10 protein-coding genes are annotated in these 12,401 nt (G+C 71.2%); 3 read left to right on the top strand and 7 right to left on the bottom strand.

The window, feature by feature from the left end:
- Window positions 1–45: 45 nt before the first annotated feature.
- From ESP57_RS00330 to ESP57_RS18545, 6 genes are all read right to left on the bottom strand, one after another.
- Entirely contained in the window at window positions 46–336 is a 291-nt protein-coding gene (locus tag ESP57_RS00330) for a DUF2277 domain-containing protein (RefSeq protein ID WP_056008142.1), read from the bottom strand.
- Between the two features lie 38 nt (window positions 337–374).
- Complete coding sequence (locus tag ESP57_RS00325) at window positions 375–1,160, bottom strand: lysophospholipid acyltransferase family protein (RefSeq protein ID WP_129230111.1); 786 nt, start codon at window positions 1,158–1,160, stop codon at window positions 375–377.
- 61 nt (window positions 1,161–1,221) lie between these two features.
- The gene (locus ESP57_RS00320; protein WP_129230109.1) at window positions 1,222–1,728 is read right to left on the bottom strand and encodes a nitroreductase family deazaflavin-dependent oxidoreductase; all 507 of its coding nucleotides are present in this window, start codon (window positions 1,726–1,728) and stop codon (window positions 1,222–1,224) included.
- Between the two features lie 63 nt (window positions 1,729–1,791).
- Window positions 1,792–2,853: a YihY/virulence factor BrkB family protein gene (locus ESP57_RS00315; protein WP_115958273.1), complete on the bottom strand. Its 1,062-nt coding sequence runs from the start codon at window positions 2,851–2,853 to the stop codon at window positions 1,792–1,794.
- Between the two features lie 128 nt (window positions 2,854–2,981).
- A complete protein-coding gene (locus tag ESP57_RS18660) occupies window positions 2,982–3,788 on the bottom strand; it encodes an aggregation-promoting factor C-terminal-like domain-containing protein (RefSeq protein WP_056008133.1) in 807 nt (268 codons plus the stop codon).
- A 299-nt stretch (window positions 3,789–4,087) separates the two neighbouring features.
- Window positions 4,088–4,918 carry an aggregation-promoting factor C-terminal-like domain-containing protein gene (locus ESP57_RS18545; protein WP_199470579.1) on the bottom strand — a complete coding sequence of 277 codons (831 nt, stop codon included), beginning with the start codon at window positions 4,916–4,918 and terminating at the stop codon, window positions 4,088–4,090.
- 319 nt (window positions 4,919–5,237) lie between these two features.
- Between ESP57_RS18545 and ESP57_RS00300 the strand changes: the two genes are divergently transcribed.
- The 3 genes from ESP57_RS00300 to ESP57_RS00290 are packed head-to-tail and all read left to right on the top strand — an operon-like array spanning window position 5,238 to window position 8,628.
- Window positions 5,238–5,771 carry a hypothetical protein gene (locus ESP57_RS00300; RefSeq protein ID WP_243648357.1) on the top strand — a complete coding sequence of 178 codons (534 nt, stop codon included), beginning with the start codon at window positions 5,238–5,240 and terminating at the stop codon, window positions 5,769–5,771.
- Entirely contained in the window at window positions 5,768–7,735 is a 1,968-nt protein-coding gene (locus ESP57_RS00295) for an ATP-binding cassette domain-containing protein (RefSeq protein WP_129230106.1), read from the top strand. Before ESP57_RS00300 ends, ESP57_RS00295 begins: the two co-directional genes overlap by 4 nt.
- Window positions 7,732–8,628 (top strand): ECF transporter S component, encoded by an 897-nt coding sequence (locus ESP57_RS00290; RefSeq protein ID WP_129230104.1) that lies wholly within the window; start codon window positions 7,732–7,734, stop codon window positions 8,626–8,628. Before ESP57_RS00295 ends, ESP57_RS00290 begins: the two co-directional genes overlap by 4 nt.
- Here the strand turns inward: ESP57_RS00290 and metH are convergent.
- Window positions 8,625–12,197 (bottom strand): methionine synthase, encoded by a 3,573-nt coding sequence (gene metH / locus ESP57_RS00285; RefSeq protein WP_424219332.1) that lies wholly within the window; start codon window positions 12,195–12,197, stop codon window positions 8,625–8,627. The two genes, ESP57_RS00290 and metH, sit on opposite strands and share 4 nt — an antisense overlap.
- Between the last annotated feature and the right edge of the window lie 204 nt (window positions 12,198–12,401).

Genomic DNA, 12,401 nt, shown 5'->3' with positions numbered 1-12,401 from the left:
GACGCTACTCCCCTCGCGGGTGACCCGCTCGGGTGCCGCGGCGCGTCACGCGATCTGCGCCGTCGCCTGCGTCGCGTACCGTCGGGCTGCCCGCTCCCGGGCCTTCGCGGCCTCCTCGTCGCGGTTCTTCGGCGGCGCGGTGGTCACGAGGTCGTCGAGCAGGTGACGGGTCACGTGCGCGATCTCGGCCACGGCGCGGTCGAACGCCTCGGCGTTGGCCTTCGAGGGTTTCGTCGAGCCGCTCACCTTGCGCACGAACTGCAGCGCGGCCGCGTGCACCTCGTCGTCGGTCGTGGCCGGCTCGAAATTGTGGAGGGTGTGGATGTTCCTGCACATGCCACGAGCCTAACCCGCAGCGTCGAGGATGTCTCGGATCAGCGCTGTTCGTCGCGGGCGGCGCGCGCCGCCTCGCGGGCCGCGTCCCGAGCGGCATCCGCCGCGGCGGCCGCTTCGGGCGTCGGTGCGGTGCCGCCGAGCGAGCGCGGCTGCCACCACGCTCCCGTGCCGTCGACGGGGTACTCGGCCTGCAGCCGGTCGACCATCCGCTGCAGGGTGGCGCGCAAGCGCTCGGTCACGGTGTGCGGATCCTCACCGGCGGCGACCATGATCGGCTCGCCGAACGCGAAGCTCACCGGCACGCCGAACCGCCCGAAGAACTTCACCTTGCGACCCTTGGTCATGAGCCGATGCCCGCCCCAGACGGCGACGGGGATGATCGGCACTCCAGCCTCGGCCGCGAGCCGCGCCGCGCCGGTCTTGAGCTCGCGCACGGTGAACGACGCGCTGACGCCAGCCTCGGGGAACACGCCGAGGAGTTCGCCGTCGCGGAGCGCCGAGACCGCCTTCGCGTAGGCGGCGGCACCCGCCTTCATGTCGACCGGGATGTGCTTCATGCTGCGGAGGAGCGATCCGACGACCGGCTTGTCGAACACGCCCTGCTTCGCCATGAAGCGGATGCGCCGGCGGTTCGCGAGCCACGTCGCCCACTCGACGAGCGCGAACTCGAAGTAGCCGAAGTGCGTCATGGCGACCACGGCGCCCCCGGTGACCGGGACATGTTCCGCACCCGTCACGTGGCGCTTCAACCCCCAGAAGCCGAACAGCGCGCGCCCGGCGATGATCGCCGTGCTGTAGATCGGGTCACTCCGGCGTCGCGTCATACGCCCAGCGTAGGCCGTGGCGCTGAGCGCGGCCTGCGACCGCGCAGGCCGCGTCGAGACGTCACATCGACGCGTGTTGCACGTCGGCGACCGGCTGCAGGAGGAAGAGGCGCACGACCCGACCCGACTCCCGTTCGTAGGCGCGGTAGCCCGGCCACTGCGCCTCGATGCGCGCCCAGGCTGCGTCGCGCTCGTCATCGGCGATACGGCTCGCCCGCACGGGCATGGTCCTCCCCCGGACCGTGATCGCGGCATCGGGATGCGCGATCAGGTTGTACGTCCACCCGGGATGACGATCGCGGGCGAAGCTCGTTCCGGCGACGATCGCGCGCCCGTGCCCGTCGGGCGTGTACATCAGCGCCGAGTCGCGCGGTTCGCCCGATCTCGCGCCCGTGGTGTGGAGCACGAGCGACGGCACGAGCAGGGCGCTGAGTTGCACCCGCCCGCCCGAGACGGCGGCGATCACGCGCTCGACCGCCGGGAGCACGCGCGGGGCGCACCAGCGGAAGAAGCGGGTGCGCGTCAGCGGGGACACCACGGAACGGACGAGATGCAGCACGGTCGGCATCCATCCATTCTGTCGCGAGAGCCGCTCGCCGTCACGAACCGTGATCGAGGGCGCGCACGGTTGTCACGAGCTCTCGGCGCGCTCCTTCTCGACGGCCTCCCGCGCGGAGACGACCTCCGCCGCGGCGTCCGTCGCCCGGCGCTCCGCTCGCTGCAGCCGCCGGATCGCGAACGTCGGGGCGCCGTACTTCGCATGCACGCGATCGTGCTCGTCGTCGACGCCGGTCACGATGTACGCCCCCGCGATGAGGATGACCTGGCTCGAGAGGTTCAGCCAGATGAGCAGGGCGATGAGCGAACCGAACGACGCGAGGAGCGGATTGCTCGTGGCGCCGCCCACGAAGAGGCCCGAGAGCACCTGCAGCACCGAGAGCCCGACGGCGCCGAGCAGCGCACCGCTCCAGAGCGAACGGGCGCTCGGCCGCATGCCGGACAGCACGCGGAACATGACCGCGATCAGGAGCGCATCGATCGCGAAGGTGACCGCGATCGACACGAATCGGGACGATGCGTCGAGAACCGCGTCGCGGCTCGAGATGCCGAGCCAGCCGAGCAGGGTGCCGAGCGCGCTCGTGCTGAAGACGGTGACCGCGGCGGCGGCGGCGAAGGCCGCGCCGAACCCGATCGCGAGGAGGAGGTCGCGGAGCATGACCCAGATGAAGAAGGTCTGATCGTCGGGCTGCGATCCCAGCCTGCGGAAGGCGGTGCGCAGCGACCCGATCGCACCGATGGCTGCGCCGACGAGACCCACGAGCGCGAGGATGCCGGCGATGCTGAGCGTCAGCGGTTGCACGAGGTCGTCCGGGGCGATCAGCCCGCCTTCGCCGAACAGGCCTGGGATGGCGGCGTCGATCGACTCGACGAGCGCCTCGAGCGCGTCGGGATTGCCCGAGAGCCACACGCCCGCGATCGCGAACCCGAGGAAGACGCCCGCGAAGATCGAGAAGAGCACGCGATAGGTGACGCTGTCGGCGAGCATCGCACCGTGCCGCTCGAGGTACAACAGGAACGCGCGCACCGGCTTCAGCTGGAGGGCCCATGCCGTCACCCGGGCGCCGAACGCGATGATTCCGGCGAACAGCCCTCGTTTCGCGGCCTTCCCGGCCGTTCCCCCGCGCTCGTCCATGGCGTCAGGCTATCGAGGCGCCCAGGTTTTCCGGCAGTGGTTGACACGCCGAACCGGCCCGCGCACGCGAAACGGCGGCGCCGCGGGCCTCAGCCCGACGTCGCCGCCGTCTCGTCGATCGAGCGGGATCAGTACCAGCCGGACGACTCCGACTTGTCCCACGCGGCGCACGGCGTGCCGTAGCGGCCCGCGATGTAGCCGAGACCCCAGGTGATCTGGGTGGCGGGGTTGGTCTGCCAGTCGCTGCCGGCCGAGCCCATCTTGCTGCCGGGCAGTGCCTGCGGGATGCCGTAGGCGCCGCTCGAGGAGTTGGACGCGTAGACGTTCCAGCCCGACTCCTTGTTCCACAGCGAGACGAGGCATCCGAACTGGTCGTCGCCCCACCCGTACTGCGCGGCCATGAGGTCGCGGGCGATCGCCTGGGCACCGCTCGGGTTGGCCGGTCCGGACGGGCGGGATCCGGTCGACGGCGCCGACGATTCCTCCGCCTGTGCGGCGGCAGCGGCGGCAGCCGCGGCGGCAGCCGCAGCAGCGGCGGCCTGCTCGGCAGCGATGCGATCGGCCTCGGCCACGGCGGCGCGCACCGGCGCTGCATGCGCCTCGATGCGGTCGGCGAGTTCGAAGACGCGCTCGGGTGCCAGGAGTCGGTAGTTGCCGAGTGCGGCGGCCGAGGAGGCGAGCTGCGAGGCATCCGTCTTGCCCTGTGCGGCGACGATCGTGTCGTTCGCTGCGGCGAGCGTCTCGTTGGCCGTCTTGACGGCACGCGCTTCGAGGATGCCGGCGTGGGACCCGAGCTGCTCGACATCGAGGTTCGCGGCGTCGCGCAGGGCATCGGTCTCGGCGATGCTGTCGTTCGTGGAGGCGACCGCGGACTGCACGGCGAATCCCGTGCCGACCATGGCGCCGATGGCGACGACGGCGCCCGCTGCGAGCATCGGACCGCTCCTCCAGAGCGGGTGATTCCGACGCGCCCGTGGGCGGAGGGCTTCGGTCTGTCGGGCTTCGGACGAGGTGTTTTCAGAAGATGAAGGCTGGTTCTGCATGACTTTCACACGGCGGATCGTCTCGGCGCAGAGCGCTGGACGACCCTTGATCGACGTTCCACGAGCGGGGGCGCCCGGGCGAAGTGGCCAGTCTGCCGAGGCCTTCTGGACAGAACCTCAGCTTCTCCTGTGAAAGTCATGCGAATGGACGACCGTTCGCGACGGCTGCGGTAGCGGATCCGCCAGCACGATCAGTACCAGTTGTTCGCCTGGAAATGGGCCCATGCTCCGCACGGCGTTCCGTACCTTCCGGCGATGTATCCGAGCCCCCAGCTGATCTGCGTGGCCGCGCTCGTCTGCCAGTCCGCGCCCGCCGACGCCATCTTGCTGCCGGGGAGGGCCTGCGGTATCCCGTAGGCCCCGCCCGGGCTGCCCGCGGTGACGTTCCACCCGGATTCCTTGTTCCAGAGCGCCACGAGGCAGCCGAACTGATCATCGCCCCACCCGTAGCGGGTCGCCATCATGTCGCGTGCGATGACCTGCGCCTCGCTCGGGTTCGCAGGCGCCGCCGGTGCCGGGCCGGTCGCCGGCGGCGTCGCTGCGTCGCGCTCGGCCGCAGCGCGTTCAGCGGCCGCACGCTCGGCGGCGGCCTGCGCTGCTGCTGCCGCTGCAGCCTGCTCCGCCGCGATGCGGTCGAACTCGACGACCGCGGCCTGGACCGTGACCGCGTGCGCCCGTGCCGCATCGGCGAGCTCGAAGACCCGCTCGGGCGCGAGCAGCTCGAACGATCTCAGCGCGGCGACGGATGCCTCGAGGTTCGAGGCATCCGATTTGCCGCCGGCCGCGGCGATCACGGCCTCGGCCTGGTTCAGCGCGTCGACCGCGTCCTGCGCGGCCCGGGCCGTGAGGATGCCCTCGTGCGCGCCCAACTGGCTCGCGTCGAGGTCGGTGGCCGCCGACAGCTCTGCGGTCTCGGCGACCTGCTCCGCCGCCAGTTGCGCGCGCTCCGCCACGGTGTCGGTCGAGATCACGCCGGTGCCCGCGACGGCTGCGAGTGCCAGCACCGCCGCTCCGGATGCCACGGCGCGCCAGCCCCCGGCTGCCCGAGGGCGTTGCCGTGGGACCCGTGGTCCGGTCGATCCGCCCGCTCTTGACCGTGCGGTGGTCGTGACTCCGGACGCTTCGCTCATGCTTCTCCCCAGCGGGGACGCGACTCACCGGCCGATCCCCATCGTGCGAGATCCGCGAGCGCCTTCCGCCCGCGGGAAGTTGCCAATCCGCACAGACTAACCCAAGGGTTCCTCGGGTTCGCAAGTGGTTCGTGACACCTGTCACATCCGTTCATGTCGGGTTGTTTCACGCGTTGAAGCCCCTGTACCGAGCATCGGTAGGGTGGTCGGCGTGCGATCCCCCCTCATCTCCCTCCTCCTCGTCGGTGTCTTCGCGTTGAGCGGTTGCGCCGCTGCGACACCTGCCCCGACCGCCGATCCGACACCGGCGGCGAGTGCTGAAGCCAGCGCCGACAGCGGCGCCGAGTGCGACGGCGTCGCCGTCATCGTCGACTTCGGCACACTCGACGCCGAGGGCGAATCGGCGTGCGTCGACGCGACGTCCGCGATCGCTGCAACGGCCGCGCTCGACGAGGCCGGCGTCACGACCGAGGGCTCGGTGGAGTGGGGCGACCAGATCGTGTGCCGGGTGAACGATCGACCCGGGCCCGACGAGACCGTCGACGTCGAGGGCGAGGCGTCCTTCGTCGAGTCCTGCCAGTCGATGCCACCCGCCTACGCCTATTGGGCGCTCTGGGTGAAGCCCACGGCCGACGGCGAGTGGGAGTACGCACAGGAGGGACTCGGCACGCTCCAGGTCGAGCCCGGACAGAGCGTCGGCCTCGTCTACACGACCGGCACGGAGACTCCGACCCCGGCCGGATGATGCGGTTCCGCGCGGCACCACTGCGGGCGGCGGCGATCGTCGCGGCGGTATTCGTGGTGTCGCGTGTGCTCTACCGCATGGTGTTCGGCGGGGCATCCGGTGGCGGATCGCTCCTGTTCGACCTCCCGAAGGTGCCCCTCAGCGGCCCCTTCGCGCACATCACGCTCTTCGGGCCGATCACGACCGGCGGCATCTGGAACGCGGCGGTCAGCGCCCTGCCGTTCGCGGCCGTGATCCTCGCCTTCGGCGTGCTCAACGCAGTCATCGACGTGCAGCGCCTCTTCGTGCGCGGCTCGACCCGCGGCCCGATCCGCGCTGTCTCGCGCGCGCTCGTCATCGCCTGGGCCACCGCGCCGGCGCTCGCGCAGTCGGTGCGGCGGATGCGTCGGGCTGCCGCCCTCCGCGGTGAGCGCGGGCCCGCCGCCCTGCTCGTGCCGGTGTTCGAGCACACGGTCGAGCGAGCCCTCGCCCTCGCCGCCTCGATGGAGGTGCGAGGCTTCGCCGCATCCGACAGACCGGCGGGAGACGTCGAGCACCCGGTGCGGTTCACCGCGGCATCGCTCGACCAGGGCGGCGCCTGGCGACTGACCGGCGCCGATCTCGAACTCGCGCCCGGCACCCTGACGATCGTGTCGGGCGCGACCGGCTCGGGCAAGTCGAGCCTGCTCGATGCGATGAGCGGGCTGTTCCAGCACTTCGAGGGCGGACATCAGACCGGGCGCATCGAGGTCGGCGGGCTCGATCGGCGTCGGCACCCTCCGCGAGAGACGGCAGGCTTCGTCGGGGTCGTCGCCCAGCAGGTTCGGCTCTCGTTCGTCGCCGAGACGGTGCACGACGAGATCGGCTTCGCGCTCACCACGCAGGCCCTCGACGCCGAGGCCGTCGACGCCCGGGTGCGGCAGACGGCCCACGAGCTCGGCATCTCCCGACTGCTCGACCGGCCCGTCACGGCGCTCTCCGCGGGCGAGGCGACCCTCGTCGCGATCGCCGCGGCGCTCGTCTCCCACCCAGTCGTCCTGCTCGTCGACGAGCCGCTCGCGGAGCTCGACGCGGCAGCGCGGCGTCTCGTGTGCGAGGTGCTCGACCGGGTCGCTCATGAAACCGGCACCTGCGTCGTCGTCGCCGAGCATCGGACCGCGGAATGGCGTGGACTCGCCGACACCTGGCTCGAGATCGACGGCGGGTACGTCGCGCTCGGCGAGGCCCCCGAGCCAGAGGCGATGCCGACGACGACGCGGGCCTCGGCGCGAGCAGCCGATGAGATCGGTGAGCCAACAGCAGCGGGTCCGGGGCATCCGCTCGTCTCAGTGCGGGGGCTCGACGTGCGGCACGGCGACGCCGTCGCGGTGCGCCAGGCGCGGTTCGCGCTGCACGCCGCCGAACTCGTCGCGCTCACCGGCGCGAACGGGGCGGGCAAGAGCAGCCTGCTGGGCGCGATGGCGGTGCCGGATGCCGCGGGCGCCGTGCTCATCGACGGCACCGATGTCGCAGCGCTCGACCCCGCTGCGCGCCGTCGAGCCGTGGCGCTCGTGCCCGAGCAGTTCGACGACCTCTTCTTCGCGACGACCGTCGCGGCCGAGTGCCACCGCGCCGACCGCCGGAATCGGCCGTCGACGCCGACCGACGAGACCTTCGCAGCGCTGCTCGGTCGCGAACTCTACGAGGGCATGCTGCTGCGTCACCCCCGCGACCTCTCGGCCGGTGAGCGGCTGTGCCTCGCGATCGCCATCCAGCTCGCTCCCTCGCCGGCGGTGCTGCTCGTCGACGAGCCCGCCCGCGGTCTCGATGCGGCGGCGCGGCGCCTCGTCGGCGAGGCCCTCGTCACCATCGCCGAGGCCGGGCGGGTCGTGCTGTTCGCCACGCACGACCGCGAATTCGCCGCTCGCTTCGCCGACCGCGAGCTCACGCTAGAACACGGCATCGTGTCTGCCGTGGCCCGCACAACCGCCGAGTTGAGCTCGTGACCGCCGTCGAGTCGCCCGCCGGCCGGTCCGACGCTCGCGGCGACCGCGACCGCGACCGCGACGACCGTGCCGCTCAGCGGCGCGAGCGCGCCACCACGGTCGCGCTCCTGGCCGGCAGCACCCTCGCCCTCGCCGCGTTCGGCTGGCCGCTCGTGGCCACGGCGGTGCCGGCCGATGCGCAGCGCGCCGCTCCGTTCGTGGCGTTCGCCGTGCTGCCGGCCGTCATCGCCGTCGTGCTCGGTGTCCTCGATCGGCAGATGCACTCGGCGAAGGCGGTGGCACTCCTCGGCGTGCTCGCGGCGATCGGTGCCGGCATCCGAATCGCGGGCGCCGGAGTGGGCGGCATCGAAGCCGTCTTCGTCCTGCTGATCCTCGCCGGTCGGGCGTTCGGCGCACGATTCGGGTTCCTCCTCGGCATGATCACCATCGCCGTGTCGTCGGTGCTCTGGGGCGGCATCGGCCCGTGGACCCCGTTCCAGATGTTCGCGTGCGCCTGGGTCGCGGCCGGTGCGGGCCTGCTGCCGGCGATCCGCCCGCGAGCGGCGACCGTCGCGGCCGTGCGCCGGGCGACGGCCCTCGAGATCGCCATCCTCGCCGCGTACGGCGTGGCGGCCGCATACGCCTTCGGGCTCGTGATGAATCTCTGGTTCTGGCCGTTCGCGGTCGGCATGGGCACCGACATCTCCTACGACGGGTCGGCGCCGATCAGCGAGAACCTCGCCTCGTTCGCGCTCTACTCGCTCGTGACCTCGACACTCACGTGGGACACCGTTCGCGCGGTCACGACCGTGGTCGGCATCGCTCTGATCGGCCCGGCCGTGCTCGCCTCGCTCCGGCGCGCGAAGCTGCCGTCGCAGGGCGCGCCCGCCGTGCGCGGGTCGGCCCGCTCTTAGACCGAGAAGTACTTCGCCTCGGGGTGGTGGAAGACGAACGCGTCGGTCGACTGCTCGGGGTGAAGTTGCAGTTCCTCGGAGAGCACGACGCCCATGCGCTCAGGCTTCAGCAGCTCGACGACCTTGCGGCGGTCCTCCATGTCAGGGCAGGCGGGGTAGCCGAGCGAGAAGCGCGCCCCTCGGTAGTGCAGTTTGAAGAGTCCGGCGACGTCGTCGGGGTCCTCTCCGCCGAGACCGAGTTCGTCGCGCACCCGCGAGTGCCAGTACTCGGCGAGCGCTTCAGTGAGCTGCATCGCGAGGCCGTTGAGCTCGAGGTAGTCGCGGTAGCGGTTCTCGGCGAAGATCTTCGCGGTCGCCTCGCTCACACGCTGGCCCGCCGTCACGAGCTGCACGGCGACGACGTCGACCTGCCCGGCATCTCTCGAGCGCACGAAGTCGGCGAGGCAGAGGTGGCGGTCGCGGCGCTGCCGCGGGAAACGGAATCGCAGCCGGTCGCTGCCGATCGCACCGCCCGAGCCTCCGTCGGGGGCGAGCAGCCCCGCAGCTCCGAGCAGCCCGTCGGGGTCGTCGCCGTGGTGCAGCACGACCATGTCGTCGCCATCGGCGACGACCGGGAAGTAGCCGTAGGCCACCGACGCGTCGAGCAGTCCCTCGGCGAGGATGCGGTCGAGCCAGTACCGCAGGCGCGGTCGCCCCTCGGTCTCGACGAGCTCGTCGTAACTCGCGCCGTCGTCGGCGCGACTCGGTTTCAGGCCCCACTGCCCCATGAAGGTGGCGCGCTCGTCGAGGAACGCGGAGTACTCGGCGAGCGCGATGCCCTTGACGATGCGGGTGCCCCAGAACGGCGAGGTCGGCACGGGGTTGTCGGCCGCGACATCCGATCGTGCCGGCATCTGCTCTGGCTCGGTGACGGTGAGCAGCCCTGGCCGATGGATGCGCTTCTTGAGGGCCGGCAGGCCGACGGTCGTCGGGTCGGCGCCGCGGGCGATGGCCACGAGCGGTTCCATGAGCGCGAGCCCCTCGAAGGCGTCGCGGGCGTAGCGGACCTGGCCGTCGAAGATGCCGGCGAGGTCGTCTTCGACGTAGGTGCGGGTGAGGGCGGCGCCGCCGAGGATGACGGGCCAGCGCTTCGCGAGCCCACGTGCATTGAGTTCGAGCAGGTTCTCCTTCATCACCACGGTCGACTTGACGAGCAGTCCCGACATGCCGATCACGTCGGCGTCGTGCTCTTCCGCCGCCTTGATGATGTCGGCGATGGGCTGCTTGATGCCGAGGTTGATCACCTCGTAGCCGTTGTTCGAGAGGATGATGTCGACGAGGTTCTTGCCGATGTCGTGCACGTCGCCGCGCACGGTGGCGATGACCATCGTGCCCTTGCCGCCGGCGGCCGACTTCTCCATGTGCGGTTCGAGCAGGGCCACCGCGCTCTTCATGACCTCGGCCGACTGCAACACGAACGGCAGTTGCATCTCGCCTGAGCCGAAGCGCTCGCCGACGACCTTCATGCCCTCGAGCAGGTGCACGTTGATGATGTCGATCGCGCTGAGCCCGCCGGCGCGCGCGAGGTCGAGGTCGGCTTCGAGCCCCTTGGCCTCGCCGTCGATGATGCGGCGCTCGAGTCGCTCGCCCACGGGCAGCGCCGCGAGCTCGGCGGCGCGCGCGTCGCGGATCGCGGCCATGTCGACGCCGGCGAAGAGGTCGAGCATAGCCACGAGGGGGTCGTACGTCAGGGTGCCCTCCGCGTCGTACTCGCGCCGGTCCCACACGAGGTCGAGGGCGACCTTGCGGCGGTCCTCAGGCACCGAGGCGAGGGGCACGATCTTCGCCGCATCGACGATGGCGCTCGTGAGGCCGGCTTCGACCGCTTCGTGCAGGAACACCGAGTTCAGCACCGACCGTGCAGCGGGGTTCAGCCCGAACGACACGTTCGAGACGCCGAGGGTCGTGTTGATGCCCGGGTACTTCGCGGTGATCTGCTTGATCGCCTCGATCGTCTCGATGGCGTCGCGCCGGGTCTCCTCCTGCCCGGTCGCGATCGGGAAGGTCAGTGCGTCGACGATGATGTCGTCGACGCGCATGCCCCACTCGCCCACGAGCGTGTCGACGAGCCGCGAGGCGATGCGCACCTTGTTCTCCGCGGTGCGCGCCTGCCCCTCCTCGTCGATCGTCAGGGCGATGACCGCCGCGCCGTGCTCCTTGACGAGCGGCATGATGCGGGCGAAGCGGCTGGTACCGCCCTCGCCGTCCTCGAAGTTCACGGAGTTGACGACGGGCCGACCGCCGATGAGCTCGAGCCCGGCCTGCAGCACCGCGGGCTCTGTCGAGTCGACCACGAGCGGCAACGTCGAGGCGCTCGCGAGCCGTGAGACGACCTGGCGGATGTCGGCCACCCCGTCGCGGCCGACGTAGTCGACGCAGACATCGAGCAGGTTGGCGCCGTCGCGCACCTGGTTGCGGGCGATGTCGACGCAGTCGTCCCACCGCTCGTCGAGCATCGCCTCGCGGAACGCCTTCGACCCGTTGGCGTTGGTGCGCTCGCCGATCGCGAGGTAGGAACTCTCCTGCTCGAAGCTGACGTGCTGGTAGAGGCTCGCGACACCGGGGTCGGCCTCGATACGGCGAGCGGATGCCTCGGCGCCCCGCAGCCTCGCGACGACGGCGCTCATGTGCGCCGGCGTGGTGCCGCAGCATCCGCCGACGAGGCCGAGGCCGAACTCGCGCACGAACTGCTCGTGCGCGGTCGCGAGTTCCTCGGGGGTGAGCGGATAGCTCGCGCCGTTCGCGCCGAGCACCGGCAGGCCGGCGTTCGGCATGCACATGACGGGCACGTTCGAGAACTTCGAGAGGTGACGCAGGTGCTCGCTCATCTCGTCGGGACCGGTCGCGCAGTTCAGGCCGATCGCATCGACGCCGAGCGGTTCGAGCGCCGTGAGGGCCGCGCCGATCTCGGAGCCCATGAGCATCGTGCCGGTCGTCTCGACGGTGACCTCGACGAAGATCGGCAACCGCACCCCGGTCGCCGCGATCGCCTGCTTGCAGCCGTTCACGGCGCTCTTGGTCTGGAGCAGGTCCTGCGAGGTCTCGACGAGGAACGCGTCGGCCCCGCCGCGGATGAGGCCCTCGGCCTGCAGCGCGAAAGTCGACTTCAGGTGGGCGTACGTCGTGTGACCGAGGCTCGGCAGCTTCGTGCCCGGCCCCATGGAGCCGAGCACCCAGCGCTCCCGGCCGTCGCGTGCCTGCCATGCCTCGGCGCGCTCGCGGGCGATCGCCGCGCCCGCCGCGGCGAGCTCCTCGATACGGTCGTCGATGCCGTAGTCGGAGAGATTCGACCAGTTCGCGCCGAAGGTGTTCGTCTCGACGGCGTCGATGCCGGTCTCGAAGTAGGCGTCGTGGATCTGGCCGATGATGTCGGGGCGACTGACGTTCAGGATCTCGTTGCAGCCCTCGAGCTGCTGGTAGTCGTCGAGGGTCGGGTCGTGCTCCTGCAGCATCGTGCCCATCGCTCCGTCGGCGATCACGACGCGCGCCGCGAGCGCTTCGAGCAGGTGCACCGATCGCTCGGGTCGCACGGCGCCCTCGATGTCGGTCGAGGCGGGGTCCGTCTGCGCTGAGGCCTGAGTCACCCGGCAATCGTAACGATGCCGGGTGCGGGCCGCCCCGCGTATGACGACCCCCGCGTCATGTGCGAGACGGGTGCGCCCGCGAGGCATCCGCTCACAGGGAACCCACAGCTGGCAGCCTGTGCGCGCGGAACAGCACCGGCTCCCCCACTG

The sequence above is a fragment of the Agromyces fucosus genome (genome assembly GCF_004134865.1).
GTDB lineage: Bacteria > Actinomycetota > Actinomycetes > Actinomycetales > Microbacteriaceae > Agromyces > Agromyces fucosus.
The sequence above is the reverse complement of the archived record's forward strand: the minus strand, read 5'-3'. Positions and strand labels throughout refer to the sequence as shown.

Coding starts and splice junctions, on each gene's coding strand:
- ESP57_RS00330 (WP_056008142.1), bottom strand. CDS start 336: ATGTGCAGGAACATCCACACCCTCCACAATTTCGAGCCGGCCACGACC.
- ESP57_RS00325 (WP_129230111.1), bottom strand. CDS start 1,160: ATGACGCGACGCCGGAGTGACCCGATCTACAGCACGGCGATCATCGCC.
- ESP57_RS00320 (WP_129230109.1), bottom strand. CDS start 1,728: ATGCCGACCGTGCTGCATCTCGTCCGTTCCGTGGTGTCCCCGCTGACG.
- ESP57_RS00315 (WP_115958273.1), bottom strand. CDS start 2,853: ATGGACGAGCGCGGGGGAACGGCCGGGAAGGCCGCGAAACGAGGGCTG.
- ESP57_RS18660 (WP_056008133.1), bottom strand. CDS start 3,788: ATGCTCGCAGCGGGCGCCGTCGTCGCCATCGGCGCCATGGTCGGCACG.
- ESP57_RS00295 (WP_129230106.1), top strand. CDS start 5,768: ATGATGCGGTTCCGCGCGGCACCACTGCGGGCGGCGGCGATCGTCGCG.